18 protein-coding genes are annotated in these 19495 nt (G+C 51.6%); 11 read left to right on the top strand and 7 right to left on the bottom strand.

Annotated elements, in window-relative coordinates:
* Positions 1–69 precede the first annotated feature (69 nt).
* A complete protein-coding gene (rmuC, locus tag ESM_RS0108185) occupies positions 70–1497 on the bottom strand; it encodes a DNA recombination protein RmuC (RefSeq protein ID WP_000347690.1) in 1428 nt (475 codons plus the stop codon).
* 140 nt (positions 1498–1637) lie between these two features.
* The gene (gene udp, locus ESM_RS0108180) at positions 1638–2399 is read right to left on the bottom strand and encodes a uridine phosphorylase (RefSeq protein WP_000045177.1); all 762 of its coding nucleotides are present in this window, start codon (positions 2397–2399) and stop codon (positions 1638–1640) included.
* Between the two features lie 261 nt (positions 2400–2660).
* Here udp and ESM_RS0108175 point away from each other — a divergent pair, with 261 nt between their 5' ends.
* The 9 genes from ESM_RS0108175 to ESM_RS0108135 all read left to right on the top strand — a co-directional run bounded on the left by ESM_RS0108175 (position 2661) and on the right by ESM_RS0108135 (position 11914).
* Complete coding sequence (locus ESM_RS0108175; protein ID WP_010377425.1) at positions 2661–3470, top strand: dienelactone hydrolase family protein; 810 nt, start codon at positions 2661–2663, stop codon at positions 3468–3470.
* 256 nt (positions 3471–3726) lie between these two features.
* Positions 3727–4395 carry a cysteine hydrolase family protein gene (locus tag ESM_RS0108170; protein ID WP_000983733.1) on the top strand — a complete coding sequence of 223 codons (669 nt, stop codon included), beginning with the start codon at positions 3727–3729 and terminating at the stop codon, positions 4393–4395.
* Between the two features lie 5 nt (positions 4396–4400).
* Positions 4401–5261 (top strand): DUF2877 domain-containing protein, encoded by an 861-nt coding sequence (locus tag ESM_RS0108165; RefSeq protein WP_000250977.1) that lies wholly within the window; start codon positions 4401–4403, stop codon positions 5259–5261.
* Positions 5262–5355: 94 nt separating this feature from the next.
* A complete protein-coding gene (gene fdrA, locus ESM_RS0108160) occupies positions 5356–6915 on the top strand; it encodes an acyl-CoA synthetase FdrA (RefSeq protein WP_000865649.1) in 1560 nt (519 codons plus the stop codon).
* The gene (locus ESM_RS0108155) at positions 6912–8336 is read left to right on the top strand and encodes a DUF1116 domain-containing protein (protein WP_001093948.1); all 1425 of its coding nucleotides are present in this window, start codon (positions 6912–6914) and stop codon (positions 8334–8336) included. Before fdrA ends, ESM_RS0108155 begins: the two co-directional genes overlap by 4 nt.
* Positions 8329–9285: a carbamate kinase gene (gene arcC, locus ESM_RS0108150; protein ID WP_000240541.1), complete on the top strand. Its 957-nt coding sequence runs from the start codon at positions 8329–8331 to the stop codon at positions 9283–9285. The genes ESM_RS0108155 and arcC overlap by 8 nt, the downstream gene beginning before the upstream one ends.
* Before the next feature lie 16 nt (positions 9286–9301).
* Entirely contained in the window at positions 9302–9691 is a 390-nt protein-coding gene (locus ESM_RS0108145) for an allophanate hydrolase-related protein (RefSeq protein WP_000214035.1), read from the top strand.
* Positions 9692–9716: 25 nt separating this feature from the next.
* Positions 9717–10940: a cytosine permease gene (locus ESM_RS0108140; RefSeq protein WP_001227359.1), complete on the top strand. Its 1224-nt coding sequence runs from the start codon at positions 9717–9719 to the stop codon at positions 10938–10940.
* Between the two features lie 77 nt (positions 10941–11017).
* Complete coding sequence (locus ESM_RS0108135) at positions 11018–11914, top strand: LysR substrate-binding domain-containing protein (RefSeq protein ID WP_000470721.1); 897 nt, start codon at positions 11018–11020, stop codon at positions 11912–11914.
* A 93-nt stretch (positions 11915–12007) separates the two neighbouring features.
* Here the strand turns inward: ESM_RS0108135 and metE are convergent, their stop codons facing one another.
* Positions 12008–14269: a 5-methyltetrahydropteroyltriglutamate--homocysteine S-methyltransferase gene (gene metE, locus ESM_RS0108130; RefSeq protein WP_000153915.1), complete on the bottom strand. Its 2262-nt coding sequence runs from the start codon at positions 14267–14269 to the stop codon at positions 12008–12010.
* 117 nt (positions 14270–14386) lie between these two features.
* Between metE and metR the strand changes: the two genes are divergently transcribed.
* On the top strand, positions 14387–15340 hold the full coding sequence (gene metR / locus ESM_RS0108125; protein WP_000573631.1) for an HTH-type transcriptional regulator MetR: 954 nt from the start codon (positions 14387–14389) through the stop codon (positions 15338–15340).
* Here metR and bioP read toward each other — a convergent pair.
* The 3 genes from bioP to pldB all read right to left on the bottom strand — a co-directional run bounded on the left by bioP (position 15228) and on the right by pldB (position 18035).
* Positions 15228–16127: a biotin transporter gene (gene bioP, locus ESM_RS0108120; protein ID WP_001196250.1), complete on the bottom strand. Its 900-nt coding sequence runs from the start codon at positions 16125–16127 to the stop codon at positions 15228–15230. The genes metR and bioP overlap by 113 nt on opposite strands.
* A 75-nt stretch (positions 16128–16202) precedes the next feature.
* Positions 16203–17003, bottom strand: coding sequence for a sugar/pyridoxal phosphate phosphatase YigL (yigL, locus tag ESM_RS0108115; RefSeq protein ID WP_000285344.1), 801 nt, complete (start codon positions 17001–17003; stop codon positions 16203–16205).
* Positions 17004–17018: 15 nt separating this feature from the next.
* Positions 17019–18035: a lysophospholipase L2 gene (gene pldB / locus ESM_RS0108110; RefSeq protein WP_000487633.1), complete on the bottom strand. Its 1017-nt coding sequence runs from the start codon at positions 18033–18035 to the stop codon at positions 17019–17021.
* 110 nt (positions 18036–18145) lie between these two features.
* On the opposite strand from pldB, the gene rhtB reads away from it, so the two are divergent.
* A complete protein-coding gene (rhtB, locus tag ESM_RS0108105) occupies positions 18146–18766 on the top strand; it encodes a homoserine/homoserine lactone efflux protein (RefSeq protein ID WP_000142511.1) in 621 nt (206 codons plus the stop codon).
* A 59-nt stretch (positions 18767–18825) separates the two neighbouring features.
* Here the strand turns inward: rhtB and rhtC are convergent, their stop codons facing one another.
* Positions 18826–19446: a threonine export protein RhtC gene (rhtC, locus tag ESM_RS0108100; RefSeq protein ID WP_000928833.1), complete on the bottom strand. Its 621-nt coding sequence runs from the start codon at positions 19444–19446 to the stop codon at positions 18826–18828.
* Between the last annotated feature and the right edge of the window lie 49 nt (positions 19447–19495).

Here is a 19495-nt window from a genome sequence, read left to right as displayed (position 1 = left end):
GTTCCAGAAGTGTAACAGATTGGGCGTCGTTGCCCTAGATTTCTACCCGGTTTAGCTACCCCTAATGGGCTAACGCGATTGCTGATTATATTCATCATCACGTTGATAAGCTTCACCATTCGGCTGCTCCGGAACCGACCGCAATCGGTACTCTTCGTCCTGGCTTACCGCCTGATCGGCCAAATCCGGATTAATCTCGCGTTTAATTTCTACCCCTAAACCACGAAACGCTTCTGCCTGCGCCAGCACATTTCCGCGACCTGAAGAAAGTTTTTTCATCGCCTGGCGATAGTTATCCTGCGCTTTATCCAGACTTTGACCAATCGCAGACATATCATCAACAAACAGGCGCATTTTGTCGTACAGCTTGCTGGCACGATCAGCGATTTGCTGGGCGTTACGGCTTTGATGCTCATAACGCCACAGGTTGGCGATAGTACGCAACGCCACCAGCAGCGTGGTGGGGCTAACCAGCATAATATTGTTTTTCAACGCTTCGGTGATTAGCTCCGGCTGCCTGTCCAGCGCCAGTAAGAATGCCGGTTCGACGGGGATAAACATCAGCACGTAATCCAGGGTTCTTAGCCCCGGAAGCTGCTGATAATCTTTACGCCCCAACAAGCGGATATGGTTACGCACCGACGCGATATGTTCCTGCAATGCGCTTTCGCGGGTGTAGTCGTCTTCCGCATTGAAGTAGCGTTCATACGCGACCAGCGTCATTTTGGCGTCGATAACCACATCTTTCCCCTGTGGTAAGCGCACGATGACATCTGGTTGCATCCGCGAGCGGGCGTCATTTTCGATGCTGACCTGGGTTTCATATTCATACCCCTCACGCAACCCGGAAGCCTCCAGTACTCGCGTTAATACCACTTCGCCCCAGTTACCCTGGGTTTTATTGTCGCCTTTTAGCGCCCGTGTCAGGTTGATTGCTTCCTGGGCCATTTGGGCGTTGAGTTGTTGGAGATTGCGAATTTCGTGGGTCAGGGTATGGCGTTCTTGTGCTTCTTTACCAAAACTGTCCTGAACCTGACGGCGAAAACCATCCAGTTGTTCACGCAGCGGCGACAAAAGGCTGTTCAGACTCTGGCGATTTTGTTCATCAACCCGGCGATTGCTGTGTTCAAAAATACGGTTAGCGAGGTTTTCAAACTGCTCGCTTAAACGCTGTTCGCTGTTGATCATCTGGCGAATTTTATCGTCAGCATGTTGCTGTGCGGCTTCCATCCGCGTGGTCACTTCACGCAGATCGGCCTCCAGCGAGGTGTTAATACTTTGCAGGCTGCGCACTTCGTTATTGAGTAGTTCACACTCTTCACGCCAGTGCTCACTTTGGGTAATTTGTTGTTTTGCCGCACTTAACTCCGCAACCATCTCTTCACGTTCGGCTAGTTGCTCGGCTTTTTGCTGTGCATGTTGATAACTGGCAAACAGCCAGCCGATGGCCACACTGACCAGTGCAATAATGGCATAAACAATGATTGAGAAATCCACAAAGCCTCCTGACGCAACAACTTACCCGCACAAAATAGAATTGTGCTGTACAAACGTCCAGTTGGAAAGGCATTTCCTGCGAGGCGCTACGCAAAAATACAAAAGGCCGAACGTATCGGCCTTCAGACAGGAGAAGAGAATTACAGCAGACGACGCGCCGCTTCCACCACGATTTTCACCGCATGGCTTTCGGTTTGTTTCATCGTCTCAGCATTCGGGATCTCTTGCTGGGTGCGATTAACAATAACGCCAGCTACCATACCGGCACGCAGGCCCTGGCTTGCACACATGGTCAGCAGAGTTGCAGATTCCATCTCATAGTTCATTACGCCCATCGCCTGCCACTCTTCCATAGAGCCTTTAAAGTGACGGACTACACGGCCAGAATAAGTGTCGTAACGTTCCTGGCCCGGGTAGAAAGTGTCAGAAGAGGCAGTCACACCCACGTGAGTGGTTGCACCAATAGACTTCGCTGCTTCAACCAGCGCGGTAGTACATTCGAAATCAGCCACTGCCGGGAATTCCAGCGGTGCGAAATGCAGGCTCGCGCCATCCAGACGAACAGACGCCGTAGTAACCAGTACATCACCAACATTAATATGCGGCTGAATAGCGCCAGTCGTACCGATACGCAGGAAAGTGCGAATGCCAAGCTGTGCCAGTTCTTCAACGGCAATAGAAGTCGACGGACCACCGATACCGGTAGAACAAACGATAACAGGTTTACCATCCAGCTCTGCACGCCAGGTGGTGAATTCGCGGTGAGATGCCAGTTTAACCGGCTTATCCATTAGCGCGGCGATCTTTTCCACACGATCCGGGTCGCCAGGAACGATGGCTAGCGTAGCCCCTTGTAAATCGTTTTTAGTGAGGCCGAGATGAAAAACATCAGACTTGGACATATACAACTCCTCTGTGAATCGGTTTAGTCAGAAGAAGCAAAAAGATACTTTACCGAAGGGATTAACATTTTTTCGTGATAATCATCACTATGATGCAAATGTGTTGCATACATTTACTCATCAAAAGTGACTTAAATCACATAATTTGCTCTTAAGTCAGTAAGGCTGCTTAAAAGATGAGCCATTTGAGGCAATGTGAATTGTTGCACGCTGACTATAGTTAACATTGCGCAAAATTTTCATAAGGGTACGGAGAATCCCATGACAACAACACAACAATCCGGATTTGCACCTGCTGCATCACCCCTCGCCTCAACAATTGTTCATACCCCGGACGATACGATTGTGGCAGGGTTCACCTCTATCCCTTCACAAGGGGATAACATGCCTGCTTATCATGCTCGTCCAAAGCAGAGCGATGGCCCACTACCTGTGGTCATTGTAGTGCAGGAAATTTTTGGTGTGCATGAACATATCCGCGACATTTGTCGCCGTCTGGCGCTGGAGGGGTATCTGGCTATCGCACCAGAACTTTACTTCCGCGAAGGCGATCCGAATGATTTCACCGACATCCCGACGCTGTTAAGTGGTCTGGTAGAAAAAGTACCTGACTCACAGGTGCTTGCCGATCTCGATCACGTCGCCAGTTGGGCGTCACGCAATGGCGGTGATGTGCATCGCTTAATGATCACTGGATTTTGCTGGGGTGGGCGAATCGCCTGGCTGTATGCCGCGCATAACCCGCAACTGAAAGCGGCAGTAGCGTGGTATGGCAAACTGACGGGCGACAAAACATTAAATTCACCGAAACAGCCTGTTGATATCGCGACTGACCTTAATGCCCCGGTTCTCGGGTTGTACGGCGGTCAGGATAACAGCATTCCGCAGGAGAGCGTTGAAACCATGCGCCAGGCGCTGCGGGCAGCGAACGCGAAAGCGGAGATTATCGTTTACCCGGATGCCGGACATGCATTCAACGCCGATTATCGCCCGAGCTATCATGCCGAGTCTGCGCAAGACGGCTGGCAGCGAATGCTGGAATGGTTTACGCAGTATGGTGTTAAAAAGTAACGCCATTGCCGCTAAATCTGATGATTAAGCTCACACAATTTCAACGATTTTTTTAATCTCAAAAACATACAGCATCAAAAAATTTGTTGCTGTATGCCACTATTTGACCCCCTTCACATTCGTCATCACACCACCTGCTGAATGCAAAAATTTCGTTGCTGTGCGGCAAACTTTTTTCCTGTTTTATACCGCTTTTCTCCTGAATACTCGCTCTCAGAACAACCGGATCGTTTAAACATCAGACAGGAGATTTACCATGATGCAATCCATTTTTCAGGCCCAACCCTTTGAATTACCTTTTGATCCGTGTACGACTGCACTGGTCATGATCGACATGCAGCGTGACTTTGTCGAGGCAGGAGGCTTCGGTGAGGCATTGGGTAATGATGTTTCGCTGGTTCGCACGGCTATCGCGCCATGTACAGAGGTGCTGGCAGCCGCACGTCAAAAAGGAATTATGGTTATTCATACCCGTGAAGGCCATCGCGCTGACTTAAGCGACTGCCCACCAGCCAAACTGACACGCGGTGGTAAAACCTTTATTGGTGAACCAGGACCGATGGGACGCATTCTGGTCAGAGGTGAAGCAGGTCATGACATCATTCCTGAACTGTACCCGGTAGCAGGCGAACCGGTGATTGATAAACCTGGCAAAGGCGCTTTTTATCAAACCGACTTACATCTGATTTTGCAAAACCACGGTATCAAGACGCTGATTGTTTGTGGTGTGACTACCGAAGTTTGCGTAACCACCACCGTGCGCGAAGCAAATGACCGTGGCTATGAATGCATCATCCCGGAAGATTGTGTTGGCTCCTATTTCCCGGAATTCCAGAAATACGCCCTGGAAATGATCAAAGCACAAGGTGCCATTTTCGGTTGGGTAACTGATTCCAAAGCCATTATTGCAGGTCTGGAAGGCTAACACCGATGGTACAGGTTACGCTTTGCGCATCGTCGTTGGGGTATCTTTTTCCGCGGAATGAAACGCAAAATTTACGTCTGCATAGTGCTTTTAAGCATGCGGTAAATCTGTCTTCAGAAGCGGGAACATTCATCACCCTGCTGTGTGCGCAAACGTATCTGAATCTCCCTGATGCCGCCAGAGTCATCCTGCCTGAGCGTTGGGACTGGCGAAGAGAGATCGCCCGTTCAGATCCTGTTCAGTTAACCCCTGGCTTGCTACAAACACCTCGCTTTTACGTGGTGCTTCATAACACAACACTCTGGCAGCCGCCATTTGTGGGGGGAATGTTGACACTTGAGGCGTTCCCTTTGGTTTTACAGCACTACCCAACAATGGCATCGCAACGGCTTTTATTTTGTCTGGAGCATAACGTTCAAAGCACATTGCACCTGCCGGATAGCCTCATGCACGATGGATTAGAGATTATGGAACATCCAGATGCGCTGGAACGCCAGGTGCCACAACTGATCGGCTTTGGCAAAGGCTTAACGCCCGATGGTGATGACTATTTGCTGGGCTATCTGGCGGCGCTCTGGTTATGGCAACTACCTGCACCACTTGCCGATCATCAATACCGGTTGCAGCAGGCAATTAACCAACATGCACACAACACCACGGATATTAGTCGTCATTATCTGGAGCGTGCACTTCAGGGACATTTTTCAGAACCGATTTGCCAGTTACTCGCACAACTGGTTGGGGGCGCATCGGCAATGACCATCGCATCTTATGCTGAACGGGTCATGCAATTTGGCGCAACGTCAGGAGTGGACTGCCTTGCAGGAATGCTGCATGGCTTTCGAACCCTGAACACCATGAATTGATTTCAACCTTTTCTCCCGTAGCCCGTTTATGGCGCTACACGGGGATGCTTTGCCCGAATTTTGCTATCGGGCGGAATGAAACAGGCATAACAGCATGAAAGTTAAATATAAAGTTTTCAGCAATCTTTATCAGGACTCAGTGTCTCTGATGCAGATTTCCGCGCAAATCAGCAAGTTGCCCGGTATTCAACAGGCCTCGGTCGTCATGGGAACGCCCAATAATCTCGAACAATTGCGCGATGCGGTTCTGGGCGACGAAATCAACGCCAGCCCCAATGATTTAGTGATCGCGGTTATGGGTGAAGAAGAGATTTGCAATGAAGCACTGGTGCTGGCCCAACAACGTCTGACCAGCAAGCCTGATGATGAAACGGATAGTGGCATTAAAACACCGGAAAAGGTCAGTCTGGAAATGGCACTGGAAGCCGAACCCGAAGCCAACCTGGCACTCATTTCTGTACCGGGAGACTACGCCGCCGCCGAAGCGATTAAAGCGTTAAACCTCGGAATGAACGTGATGATGTTCAGCGATAACGTCAGTATCGAGCAGGAAAAATCCATCAAAACTCTAGCCCGGGAACGTCAGCGCATCGTAATGGGGCCGGACTGTGGAACCGCCATTGTTAACGGAATTCCGTTAGGCTTCGCCAATGTGGTGAAACGCGGAGCAATTGGTGTTATCGGTGCATCCGGCACCGGGTTACAGGAAGTGACTTGCCGAATCGACCGGCTCGGAGCAGGCATTTCTCAGGCTCTGGGAACAGGTGGGCATGATCTCCATGAAGAGATTGGTGGAATATCGATGCTCTTTGCTTTAGATGCACTGGCGCAAGATGATGAAACGCGCGTGATTGTGCTGATTTCAAAACCGCCGTCACCCATCGTTGCCCAAAATATTCTGGAGCGTGCCGAGGCTTGTGGAAAACCCGTGGTAGTGAATTTCCTCGGTGCAAATCCGCACGATCTGGCACGCCCCAATATCACCGCTGCCACCACGCTGGCCAGCGCTGCGGATATCGCCGTGGCGTTGCTAAATGCTCAGCCTCTTCCGGCTGTTGAGACAGAGGTTTCCTCTGCCGACCTCGCAATGTTAGAACACGCCAGCCAACATCTGTCAGCCCATCGCCAGGCGATACGCGGAGTTTTCGTCGGAGGAACCTTCTGTTACGAAGCGCAACTTATCTGCCAACAAAAGGGATTCAGCGCAGCCTCCAATACGCCAGTTGCGGGTAATCGCACACTGGCAAATATCTGGCAAAGCGAAGAACACACGCTGATCGATATGGGCGACGATGATTTCACCCGTGGCAAACCGCATCCAATGATCGACCCGACTCTGCGCAATCAACGTCTGCTCAACGAACTCAACGACTCACACACTGCCGTCGTGTTATTCGACCTGGTACTTGGTTATGGCGCTTCCGCTATGCCTGCCAGCGAATTACTGGAGCAACTTTCACACATCAACATGAATAACGCACCGTTGCTGATTGCGCACGTTTGCGGAACAGAAGCTGATCCACAAGTACGCAGCCAACAGATAAGTGCGCTGCAAAACGCAGGCGTCATCATCGCCGGCAGTAATGCACAGGCGGCGCTATGGGCCAGCACCGTTGCGCAGACTCAGTTGCAGAAAAAGGGGCTAAACGCATGAACACCTTATTTAATCAGCCTTTGAAGGTCGTGAACACGGGACTACACAGTTTTGCTGACAATATTCAACACGCCGGGGGAAGCGCAATTGCCCTCAACTGGCAACCACCAGCACAAGGCGATATTGACGCTGGATTGGATCTGGCATCGTTGCTACGTCATCCACTGGTAGAAAATGCCAACCAAATCGCCATGACACGTTATCTCGAAGCACAACCTGTGCTGGTGGATGTCATGCTCGCTAAAGAGGCCATTCCAGCAATGGCTGAACAAAAACGTATTTTGCACTCTGGTCCGCCGATTGCCTGGGAAGAGATGTGTGGTCCGGTAAAAGGAGCGATTATTGGTGCCATGCTGTACGAAGGTTGGGCCACCAACCAGCAAGATGCAGAAAACCAGATAACCGCAGGCGATATCGACCTTGCCCCTTGTCATCATTATCACGCGGTTGGCCCAATGGCAGGCATCATCAGCCCGTCAATGCCGTTATGGGTGGTAGAAAACAAAACCAACGGCCACCGTACTTTTAGCAATTTCAATGAAGGTCTGGGTAAGGTTCTCCGTTTTGGTGCCAATAACGACGAAGTTCTCAATCGTCTGGCCTGGATGCGCGATGAGCTGGCTCCGGCAATGAAAGCAGCAATCGCACAACACGGCGAGCTGGAACTCAAGCCATTAATGGCGCAGGCGCTGCATATGGGGGATGAAGTTCATAATCGCAATGCCGCTGCTACAGGTTTGCTGATTAAGCGTCTTCTTCCGGCATTGCTGGCCAGCTCTCTTCCACAAGAACATATCCAGCGCGCCGTGGCATTTATCACCAGTAACGATCACTTCTTCCTTAATCTGTCGATGGCTGCCTGCAAAGCGATGATGGATGCCGCCACCAATGTACCGTTCAGTTCAATGGTTACGGTAATGGCGCGTAACGGGGTGAATTTTGGTATTCGGCTTTCCGGTACTGGCGATCGCTGGTTCCAGGCTCCCGCCAATGCAGTTGAAGGTCTGTTCTTCCCCGGATTTGGCGTTGACGACGCCGCTGCTGACCTGGGCGATAGCGCAATTACCGAAACCGCAGGTGTGGGTGGCTTCGCGATGGCGTCATCTCCGGCGATCGTCAAATTTGTGGGAGGCACCCCTGCCGATGCCACCAATAACAGCCGCCGGATGCAGGCAATCACCCTCGGCGGCAATCCCGCATTTACACTTCCGGCTCTCAATTTTGCCCCCACCGCAGCAGGGATTGATGCGCGTAAAGTGACCGACCGCGGCATTTTACCGGTCATCAATACGGGTATCGCCCACAAACAAGCGGGGATCGGGCAAATTGGTGCCGGGATCACCACTGCGCCAATGGCCTGTTTTGTCGCCGCTGTACGTGCACTGGCTGAGATCGTCGCAAAGGAGAATCATCATGGTTAAGCCTCTGGCTGTTGTCGCGGTTGGCGGCAATGCGCTCATCCAAGACGATCAGCACAATAGTATCCCCGATCAATATGTTGCAGTGATGGAAAGCGTGCAGCATATCGTTGATATGGTTGAAGCCGGATGGGATCTGGTGCTAACCCACGGTAATGGGCCGCAGGTGGGCTTTATTCTGCGCCGCTCAGAACTTGCCAGTAACGAAGTTTCTCCGGTTCCGCTTGATTACGCCGTGGGTGATACACAAGGTGCTATTGGCTACATGTTCCAGAAGGCACTGCATAACGAACTGGCTCGCCGTGGCATAAACAAACCGGTAATTGCGCTGGTGACACAAACGCGAGTCAACCCACATGACGATGCTTTCACCAGCCCCAGTAAACCGATTGGCGCATTTCTCGATGAAGTAACGGCTCAACAACGCCAACAACAACTCGGCTGGACTCTGATGGAGGATGCCGGGCGCGGATGGCGGCGTACGGTTCCCTCTCCTGCGCCACTGGAAATTATTGAACATGGCACCATCGCTCATCTGGTGCGCCAGGGATATCTGGTCATTGCCTGCGGCGGTGGTGGTATTCCGGTGGTGCGAGACGGGCAACAACTGAAAGGTGTGGAAGCTGTGATCGATAAAGATCTGGCCTCCGCGCTGCTCGCCAGTCAGTTGGCCGCGGATCTACTGGTGATCCCCACCGGTGTAGAAAAAGTGGCGATTAACTTTGGTACACCACAACAACAGTGGCTCGATGCTATCAGCGTTGCCGAAGCACAAACGCTGTTGCGGGAAGGTCAATTTGGTATCGGCAGTATGCAACCAAAAGTGGAAGCCATTGTTGATTTCATCAATACCAGCCTGCAACAAGGCAAACAGGCCAGCGGCCTGATTACTTCACCGCAAACCATAAAAGCAGCCCTTTCGCATCAGAGCGGCACATGGATAACCCTTTAATTCTCTGGAGAACTCAATGACTACAACACTTTTAGCCGTTAACGGAACGCTGATGCGCGGCCTGGAACTCAACCCAAATATGCAAAAAGCGGGCGGCATTTTTGTCCGTGAAGACCGAACTGACGCCCATTACCGGTTGTGGAGTATTAACGATCGCCATCCGGGAATGATTCGCGTGAATGAAGGGGGAACACACGTCGACGTAGAAATTTGGCAACTGCCACTGGCCAGTTTTGCCGCTCTATTAATGAGCGAACCTGCCGGACTGGCAATTGGCAAAATCAAACTTGCCGATGGTAGCGAAGTGCTGGGCGTACTGGCAGAAAACTGGCTGACGGAAGGCCAACGGGAAATTACAGAACTGGGTAGCTGGCGCAAATACACCGGGCATTTTCATACTGTGTAACGCGCATTTATAAAGGGAACATACTATGCGTAAAAAAGAAGAGAATCTGAATACGGCATCAGGATTGCGTATTGCCATGATTTTGCTGGGTATTGCCGTCACACCTGTGCTGTTGTCATCCTCAAGCCTCGGCAATCAACTTTCCAGCGGCAGTTTAATTAGCGTCGTATTGTTAGGCGGCGTCATTCTGACCTTACTTTCTACCATCACCATTAGCGTTGGAGAAAAAGCCCGCCTGCCAACGTATGGCATTGTGAAATATTCGTTTGGCGAAAAAGGGGCCATTGCCATTAACATTTTGATGGCGATAAGTCTGTTCGGTTGGATTGCCGTTACCGCCAATATGTTTGGTCATTCGGTACATGACTTACTGGCCCAGCATGGGCTGGAAGTTCCACTGGCACTGTTAGTGGCGCTTGGTTGTGTCATTTTTGTCGCCTCTACGGCATTTGGTTTTGCCGTTCTGGGAAAAATTGCCCAGATTGCCGTGCCAGTTATCGCGCTGGTGCTGTGTTACATCCTCTATGTGGCAACCCATACCGAAGTAGCAGCACCAGCAGCGATAGTGGAGATGAATACGGGTGTCGCCGTTTCCACCGTTGTTGGTACGATTATTGTACTGGTTGCCACACTGCCTGATTTCGGTAGCTTTGTGCATAACCGCAAACATGCGCTGATTGCCGCAGGCGTGACGTTTCTGGTTGCCTACCCTCTGCTCTACTGGGCGGGTGCAACGCCGAGCGCCATTAGCGGTCAGGGATCTTTACTGGGTGCAATGGCGGTATTCGGTGCGGTTCTGCCCGCGGCGCTGTTATTGATTTTCGCCTGCGTCACCGGTAACGCGGGCAATATGTTCCAGGGCACGCTGGTGGTTTCCACGCTGCTTACCCGCTTTCCAAAATGGCAGATTACCGTGGCGCTGGGTATCCTTTCCGCCATCGTAGGCAGTCTGGATATTATGGCGTGGTTTATTCCGTTTCTGCTGTTCCTCGGTATCGCCACGCCACCCGTTGCCGGAATTTATATCGCTGACTTTTTCCTTTATCGCCGTAATGGCTATCAAGAGTCAGTATTAGCCCAGGAGTCACAGATTAAAGTGCTGACATTCGCAGCCTGGATCATAGGCGCTGCGGTTGGCTTTATGACGGTAAAAGGCTTATTCACCCTGACGACGATCCCTTCGGTGGACTCTATTCTGGTGGCATGCATCGCGTATGCGATTCTCAGTCGGGTAAGTCAACACCGCTAATTCCTGGGTATACTCAAGCAATGATTACGGCTGAATCTGGAGTGATTCAGCCACTTTACCACTGACCAGGGAGCCTTATGTTCATCTCAGACGAAACGCTTCGTGTTATTCATCTGGTCGCCAGACACCAGAGCATTACCACCGCAGCCGAGCAGTTAAATAAAGTTCCTTCCGCCATCAGCTACACCATTAAGAAAGCGGAAGAGAGTCTGGGCGTTGAACTGTTCATTCGTAAGGGACGCTATATTGAATTATCTCCGGCCGGGAGTTACTTCATCGAACATAGCAAAACTATTCTGGGCGACCTGGAAGCATTAAAGCGCAACACAGTGCTGATTCACGATGGTATTGAACGTGAACTGACAATTGCGGTGAACAATATTATTCCTGGTGATTTGCTGGTGGCATTCATTCGAGATTTTGAACGGCAATTCACATCAACAACACTGACGGTAGATCTTGAGGTATACAACGGCTGCTGGGATGCGCTGTACAGTAAGCGTGCCGATCTGGTCTACGGTGCTCCTCATGCAGTGCCAAGCAGTGAAGGCATCATTAGCGAACCGGTCGGACAAATGGAATGGGATTTTGTCGTCAGCCCACTCCACCCACTGGCAGCGAAGCGGCATCCATTAGAAAACAGTGAATTGCGTCATTATCCGGCGGTTTGTATCCGCGATACCTCCGTTAATTTCCCCCCGATGCAAGCCTGGCTACTGGAAGGACAAAAACCCATTTTTGTTCCTGACTTCACTACGGCAATCGCCTTAATAGAACAAAACGTCGGTATTGGTTATATTCCACATCATCTGGCATTGCCGTTATTAAATAGCGGTAAATTACTGAAAAAGCCGATGCGCGAACATAAACACGCCACCAAGTTATTTCTTGCCGCTCGTTCCGATGGTATGGGCAAAGCCTGTCAGTGGTGCATTGAGTATTTAAGAAATCCGCAATTAATTTTCTGCTCCTGAAGATCCACTTAATACCAGGCACACATAGCAAAATGGCTTCCAGTGCTGGAAGCCATCATCGAACTGCAATTTACAGTGACTCGTTAATACTCATCACCCCCGACGCAAATTCTGCGCCGCCTGCACCATGTTCGCCAGTGCCGCGCGGGTTTCTGGCCAACCACGCGTTTTCAGGCCGCAGTCCGGGTTGACCCACAGGCGCTCTGCCGGAATACGTTGTGCCGCTTTCTTCAGCAGGGATTCAATCCATTCCACGCTCGGTACGTTTGGCGAGTGAATGTCATAGACGCCAGGACCGATTTCATTCGGATAATCAAACTCTTCAAACGACTCCAGCAACTCCATGTCGGAGCGCGAAGTTTCAATGGTAATGACGTCTGCGTCCAGCGCCGCAATCGAATCCATGATGTCGTTGAACTCGCAATAACACATGTGGGTGTGAATTTGCGTTTCATCCTTCGCCACGGCGGCGTTGATACGGAAGGCCTCTACGCCCCACTGGAGATAGGCATCCCAGTCGCTGCGACGCAGCGGTAAACCTTCGCGCAGTGCCGGTTCGTCAATCTGGATGATGCCAATTCCAGCGGCTTCCAGATCCGCCACTTCATCACGCAGCGCCAAAGCGATCTGTTTAGCGATGGTTTCACGGCTGACATCTTCACGCGGGAACGACCAGCAGAGAATCGTCACCGGCCCCGTCAGCATCCCTTTCACCGGTTTGTCAGTCAGCGATTGCGCATACTTTGCCCACTCAACGGTAATCGGCGCCGGACGGCTAACGTCACCAATGACAATCGGCGGCTTAACGCAGCGGGAACCGTAGCTCTGTACCCAACCGTTTTGTGTGAAGACAAAACCGTCGAGATGCTCGCCAAAGTATTCCACCATGTCGTTACGTTCAGCTTCGCCGTGCACCAGCACATCCAATCCCAAACGTTCCTGCTCAACAATGGCCTGCTTGATATGTTCCGCAATACCCGTGCGGTAGTTGTTTGCGTCAAGATTGCCCTTTTTGAAATCCAGACGCAGGGTACGAATTTCCGTGGTTTGCGGGAAGGAACCAATCGTGGTGGTCGGCCATGCGGGCAGTTTAAAACGCGCACGCTGGGCTTCAGCACGCACTTCATAGACATTCGCACGCTGACTGTCCTGGGCGGTAATGGCTGCCAGACGTTTTTCTACCGCCGGATTATGTACTCGGGTTGAGTGACGGCGCGCCTGAATCGGTGCGCTCCACTCTGCCAGAGCTGCCGTGTCACCACTGTTCAACGCATCGCGTAGCAGTGCCAGTTCATGACATTTTTGCAGGGCGAAGGCAAACCAGCTTTTCACTTCTGCATCAAGGCGCGTTTCCACGCTCAGGTCGATAGGGCTATGAAGCAGTGAGCAGGAAGATGCCACCCATAAATCACGTTTACCGACAATGTCCTTAATTTGCGCATATTTCTCGGTGAGATCGGCGCGCCAGACGTTACGACCATTGACCAGTCCGGCAGACAGCAGCCAGTCAGAAGGCAGGCGCTTGTGTAGTTCTGCTACATCATCTTTGCCATGTACGAGGTCGACATGCAGACCCTGAACAGGCAGCGCAGTAATCGTGTCGAGGTTCGGTGTTACGCCTTCAAAATAGGTGGTCAACAGCAGTTTCACCTGCCCCTGCAGTGCATCGTAAGCAGGTTTATACGCGTCCAGCCACGCCTGCGGCAGTTCCAGTACCAGCGCCGGTTCGTCGATCTGTACCCACTCAATGCCACGTTTTGCCAGTTCCGCCAGAACTTGCTGATAAACCGGCAGAATGTCATTCAGCAGACTCAGGCGATCAAACTGTTCACCTTTCACTTTACCCAGCCACAGGTAGGTGACCGGTCCCAGTAGCACAGGTTTCACCTTGTGACCCAGCGCCTGCGCCTCATCCACTTCATCCAGCAACTGCGTCCAGGTCAGTTTGAATTGCTGCCCTTTAACGAACTCCGGCACCATGTAGTGATAGTTGGTGTTAAACCATTTGGTCATTTCCGCCGCCGCCGCAGGTTCGCCAGTTGGCGCACGTCCACGACCAATACGGAAAAGGGTGTCGATATCTACAGAACCATCTTTGTTCTGATGACGCGCCGGAACGTTACCCAGCAACAGGCTGGTGGTCAGAACATGATCGTACCAGGCAAAGTCGCCCACCGGCAGCAAGTCGATACCGGCCTGCTTTTGTTGATCCCAGTGACGGGCACGCAATTCACGCCCCACCGCCAGTAATTCTTCACGCGTGGAGTTCCCCGCCCAATAACTTTCTTGTGCTTTTTTCAGCTCGCGACGCAGGCCAACGCGAGGAAAACCGAGGGTGTGATTAAGAATTGTCATTATATGCCCCTTATGGAATTTTTAGTATTTAGACGTCCAGATGTTTACACATCCATAATTGGCGGTTACTGTATATTCCTCAAGCGCAAATTATTCATGCCGAAGTGAAGGACTTTCATGATCGAAGTAAAACACCTGAAAACGCTACAAGCGTTGCGGAACTGCGGCTCGCTCGCAGCCGCTGCGGCGACGTTGCATCAGACGCAATCCGCCCTGTCTCACCAGTTTAGCGATCTGGAACAACGTCTTGGCTTCCGGCTATTTGTGCGTAAAAGCCAGCCGCTACGCTTTACGCCGCAGGGAGAAATCCTGTTACAACTGGCAAACCAGGTACTGCCGCAAATCAGTCAGGCACTGCAAGCCTGCAATGAACCGCAGCAGACTCGCCTGCGTATCGCCATCGAATGTCATAGCTGTATTCAGTGGCTGACGCCCGCGTTAGAAAACTTTCATAAGAACTGGCCGCAGGTCGAGACGGATTTTAAATCGGGCGTAACCTTTGACCCGCAGCCCGCGTTGCAACAGGGCGAGCTGGATCTGGTGATGACATCCGATATTCTGCCGCGCAGTGGCCTGCATTACTCGCCAATGTTCGATTATGAAGTGCGTCTGGTGTTAGCACCTGACCATCCACTGGCTGCGAAAACGCGGATCACGCCGGAAGATCTCGCCAGCGAGACGCTGTTAATTTATCCGGTGCAGCGTAGCCGACTGGATGTCTGGCGGCATTTTCTTCAGCCCGCAGGCGTCAGTCCGTCACTGAAAAGCGTCGATAACACCTTATTGTTGATTCAGATGGTTGCCGCGCGGATGGGTATTGCCGCCCTGCCGCATTGGGTGGTGGAGAGCTTTGAACGCCAGGGTTTGGTAGTGACTAAAACCCTTGGCGAAGGATTGTGGAGCCGACTGTACGCCGCCGTTCGCGATGGCGAGCAGCGTCAGCCGGTTACGGAAGCGTTTATTCGCTCAACGCGCAATCACGCCTGCGATCATCTGCCGTTTGTGAAGAGCGCGGAGCGACCCACTTACGATGCACCCACAGTGAGGCCAGGATCACCAGCGCGCCTGTAATAAACGTTGGCCAGTGCGGCTGTTGGTGCCAGATTGCCAGGTTAACCAGCAGCCCTGCCGGAACATGCATATTATTCATAATACCCAGCGTTCCGGCGTCCACCTGAGTCGCGCCGTAGTTCCACATAAAGTAACCAATCCCGGAGGCCACCACGCCAAGAAACACCAGAATGCTCCATTGCAGCGTAGTTTCCGGCATTTTCTGCGTATTGCCCAGCAAGAACCATGCAATCACCGCCACCAGGAACGCGCCGAGATAGAACCACGCAAAGGCGTTATGCTGCGGCATCGGGCGGGTTTCCATCAGGCGTTTATAGCCCACCATACCAATCGCGAAAGTGATATTGGAGAGTTGCACCAGCAGCAGGCCAGTCCAGAAATGGTCAGTGACCTGATCGTAACGAATAATACCGGCACCAATAACTGCCAGCAAGGCGCTAAAAGCGTAGCCCCAGCGCAGACGGCGCTTACTCATGATGTCATAAATCAGCGTGATGTAGAGCGGCGTCAGGACGGTAAATAACAGCAGTTCAGAGACAGTCAGGTAAAGATAGGCACGGAAACTAAGCATATACATAATGCCAAGCTGCATCGCGCCCACCAGCATATACAGGCCAATGGTTTTCAGGCTATTGCCTCGGGTACGCAGGAACGGCAGGAAAACGAGCGCCGCCAGGCCAACGCGTACCAGCACCGAAAAATAGCTGTCGACGTGCCCCGCAAGGTACTCGCCGTAAAAGCTAAAGGAGAAGGCCCACAGAATAGTGGTGATGATTAGTAGCGCCACAATGGAAAACTCTTTGATTAACGAGTATCCATTGTAGCGAAGTATCAGGTTGACAACTGAACAAATAAAGAACAATTACGATAAATAGAGCTTACGCAGATAATGCGGCACCGCGTCTTCGGCATTAGTCCCAATGACTTCCAGTTCCGGATGCAGATCTTTCAGACGCTGGTGCGCGCTGCCCATAATGCAACCTTTCCCCGCCATCGACAGCATTTCGGCGTCGTTCATCCCGTCGCCAAAGGCAATGCAATCCTTCAGACTGTAACCCAGTTTCTTCGCCACCGCTTCCAGCGCATGGCCTTTAGAAACACCGCCAGCCATCACTTCCAGACAGGTTAAGGTAGAGAAGCTGACGTTGACGCGATCGCCCCAGCGAGCATTGATTGCTTGCTCAAGTGGTAACAATTTTTCATGAGAATCGCAGGTGAAGAATACTTTGCTGACGCCTTCCGGCTCCAGCAATCCCGGCTCATACAGAGCATATTTGAATACCGCTTCTTTAAAAAAGCGCATCTCTTCCGGGCGGTGGCGGTTCATAAACCATTCATCATCACGATAAACGTTAGTAATGATGTCCGGGTTGTCGTTGACCACGCCAAACAGATCGCTGGCAATGTCATGATCCAGGTTATGAGCAAAAATCAGATTGCCATCGAGGTCGTGAACGCGCGCGCCATTGGAGGTGATCATGTACGACTTAATCTCCAGATTATCGCGAATTTGCCCCACATCGACGTGGTGGCGACCGGTCGCAAACACAAAGTTGATACCGCGCGCAGTGAGCAATTTCAGCGTTTCTTTGGCGTAAGGGGACAACGTATGGTCGGGGGAAAGTAACGTACCATCTAAATCAGACGCAACAACCTGATACATAAGAAATTTAAACCTCTATAACGAGCGACTTCCGCTGGATGTGTTATGCCGGTCGAAAAATTCGACGATGGCGTGGAGCGCGACTGAGCGCATTGCGTCCTTTTCAAAAAGGATCTCGTGGTACGCACCTTTAATTACCAGCGGTCGCCCCCCTTCTACAGGATGACCCGCTGCGGCGCGGAGTTCACAAAAACGGGCGTGCATACGGTTATCTACCACACGTTCTTCTTCGGCCTGCAAGAGAAGCGTTGGTGTGGCGTCATCACCCGCACCGGCTAACACCTGTTCGCCAGCCAGAATACTTTCGCGTACCCAATGGTAGGTCGGCCCACCGACGCGAATCGTTGGATCATCAGCATAGAAGCGTAAATTACGTCGATATCGCTGTCTGCTGTGGGTCAGTACATTGATGGCAAACGGCAGCGCGCGCCAGCGACCGGTGCCTATTGCATAGCCATCACGAAAACGTGGGTGCGCTTCAGCCCAGTTAAGGATTTTCCGCGCCATAAATGACGGCATACGAATCACAATACCGAACATTGGTGCAGTTAGCGCAATGGCGTCACATACACCTGGATGGCGTTGCAGAAATAATGTGGAGATCGCGCCGCCCATCGAATGTGCCAGTATATAGCGTTTACGCCACGGGCCTGGCTGGATCTCTTGTTGCCAGAATGCCGCCAGGTCATCGACATAATCATTAAACTGGTTCACGTGTCCGAGATGCGGATCGGCTAACAGACGACCGGAGCGTCCCTGCCCTCGATGGTCGATGATTAACACATCAAACCCCAGATGGAACAGGTCATAGGCTAGTTCGGCATACTTTACATAGCTCTCAATGCGCCCCGGACAAACGACGACTACCCGGTCATGTTGCGGAGCGCAAAAACGGACAAAGCGCACCGGAATATCATCCACGCCAATAAACTCTGCCTCGTCACGCTGACGCCAGAAGTCAGTCAGTGGCCCCATCGTAAAAGCAGCAAACGCTTTTTCTCTTGTTTCCCAGTCTTTTTGCTGCTGAAACATCGGGTAATCTGCCTCTTAAACCACGTAAAATCGTTTTTTTAAGCGTGTCTGACACAACGCCGCGACAGTAGCGTATTGTGGCACAAAAATAGACTATCCGGGAGATTCCCATGACCTTTGAATGGTGGTTCGCCTACTTGCTGACATCGATCATTTTAAGCCTCTCGCCAGGCTCTGGCGCAATCAACACCATGACGACCTCACTTAACCACGGTTATCGCGGTGCGTTAGCGTCTATCGCTGGACTGCAAACCGGACTGGCGATTCATATTGTATTGGTTGGTGTGGGTTTGGGTACGCTATTTTCACGCTCGGTTATTGCTTTTGAAATATTAAAATGGGCAGGTGCCGCCTACCTGATTTGGCTGGGAATTCAGCAATGGCGCGCCGCCGGAGCTATCGACCTCAAGTCGCTGTCCCCAACCCAATCTCGCCGTCATTTGTTTCAGCGAGCCGTGTTTGTGAATCTTACTAATCCCAAAAGTATTGTGTTTCTGGCGGCGCTATTTCCACAATTCATCATGCCCCAGCAGCCACAACTGATGCAGTATATCGTGCTCGGCGTCACCACCATTGTGGTCGATATTATTGTGATGATCGGTTACGCCACCCTCGCCCAACGGATTGCACTCTGGATTAAAGGGCCAAAACAAATGAAGGCGTTGAATAAGATTTTCGGCTCGTTGTTTATGCTGGTGGGAGCACTGTTGGCATCGGCCAGACATGCCTGAAAATCATGTCGGATACGGCGAAACGCCTTATCCGACTTACTCTGATGACGCGTCAGGTATCAACGCGAAATAATCAAATGTATGCCAAATCCGGCAAATAACGCTCCGGCAAAACCATCGATCCACTTCGACAGGCGCTGATAACCACGGCGCATCTTCGGCAAAGCAAACAGGCTGGCAACGACGGTAAACCACGCCAGCGTTTCGATAATGATCAGCGCGAAAATGCCCCAACGAGCGGTGGTGCCGACGTTATCACCGACAAACAGCGAGAACACCGAACCAAAGTAGATAATCGCTTTAGGATTGGCGAGATTCGTCAGCAAACCTTTCAGGAAACTGCGTCCACTTTTCGCCAGTTCCACCTGTGGTGCAGGCGCGGAAACCGTCTCTTTTTTCAGTGCGCCGCGCAGCATCTGGTAACCCATCCAGCAGAGATACAGCCCACCGCCAACCATAATCAGCGTATGCAGCCAGGCCATTTTTTCGATAATCAGATGCAAGCCAAGCAGCGCGATCCCTGCCCAAACCATTACACCACAGGTAATACCCAACACGCCCATCATCGCTTCTTTACGGGAACGACTAACGGCAGTCTGAGAGACAAAAAAGAAATCGGGACCGGGACTCATAAGCGCCACAATATGCACCATGGCAACGGTGAGGAATAACATCAACATACATTTGACTCGTGGGGAAAACGTTTACGGAATATTCATCCTGGCACTT

Source organism: Escherichia sp. TW09308 (assembly GCF_000208565.1).
Lineage (GTDB): Bacteria > Pseudomonadota > Gammaproteobacteria > Enterobacterales > Enterobacteriaceae > Escherichia > Escherichia marmotae.
Note: the sequence above shows the minus strand (reverse complement) of the source record. Positions and strands in the feature narration are given on the sequence as shown.

What these genes read in the sequence shown, in the direction of transcription:
- udp (WP_000045177.1), bottom strand. Translation starts at nt 2,399, where the DNA reads ATGTCCAAGTCTGATGTTTTTCATCTCGGCCTCACTAAAAACGATTTA.
- ESM_RS0108175 (WP_010377425.1), top strand. Translation starts at nt 2,661, where the DNA reads ATGACAACAACACAACAATCCGGATTTGCACCTGCTGCATCACCCCTC.
- ESM_RS0108170 (WP_000983733.1), top strand. Translation starts at nt 3,727, where the DNA reads ATGATGCAATCCATTTTTCAGGCCCAACCCTTTGAATTACCTTTTGAT.
- ESM_RS0108165 (WP_000250977.1), top strand. Translation starts at nt 4,401, where the DNA reads ATGGTACAGGTTACGCTTTGCGCATCGTCGTTGGGGTATCTTTTTCCG.
- fdrA (WP_000865649.1), top strand. Translation starts at nt 5,356, where the DNA reads ATGAAAGTTAAATATAAAGTTTTCAGCAATCTTTATCAGGACTCAGTG.
- ESM_RS0108155 (WP_001093948.1), top strand. Translation starts at nt 6,912, where the DNA reads ATGAACACCTTATTTAATCAGCCTTTGAAGGTCGTGAACACGGGACTA.
- arcC (WP_000240541.1), top strand. Translation starts at nt 8,329, where the DNA reads ATGGTTAAGCCTCTGGCTGTTGTCGCGGTTGGCGGCAATGCGCTCATC.
- ESM_RS0108145 (WP_000214035.1), top strand. Translation starts at nt 9,302, where the DNA reads ATGACTACAACACTTTTAGCCGTTAACGGAACGCTGATGCGCGGCCTG.
- ESM_RS0108140 (WP_001227359.1), top strand. Translation starts at nt 9,717, where the DNA reads ATGCGTAAAAAAGAAGAGAATCTGAATACGGCATCAGGATTGCGTATT.
- ESM_RS0108135 (WP_000470721.1), top strand. Translation starts at nt 11,018, where the DNA reads ATGTTCATCTCAGACGAAACGCTTCGTGTTATTCATCTGGTCGCCAGA.
- metE (WP_000153915.1), bottom strand. Translation starts at nt 14,269, where the DNA reads ATGACAATTCTTAATCACACCCTCGGTTTTCCTCGCGTTGGCCTGCGT.
- metR (WP_000573631.1), top strand. Translation starts at nt 14,387, where the DNA reads ATGATCGAAGTAAAACACCTGAAAACGCTACAAGCGTTGCGGAACTGC.
- yigL (WP_000285344.1), bottom strand. Translation starts at nt 17,003, where the DNA reads ATGTATCAGGTTGTTGCGTCTGATTTAGATGGTACGTTACTTTCCCCC.
- pldB (WP_000487633.1), bottom strand. Translation starts at nt 18,035, where the DNA reads ATGTTTCAGCAGCAAAAAGACTGGGAAACAAGAGAAAAAGCGTTTGCT.
- rhtB (WP_000142511.1), top strand. Translation starts at nt 18,146, where the DNA reads ATGACCTTTGAATGGTGGTTCGCCTACTTGCTGACATCGATCATTTTA.
- rhtC (WP_000928833.1), bottom strand. Translation starts at nt 19,446, where the DNA reads ATGTTGATGTTATTCCTCACCGTTGCCATGGTGCATATTGTGGCGCTT.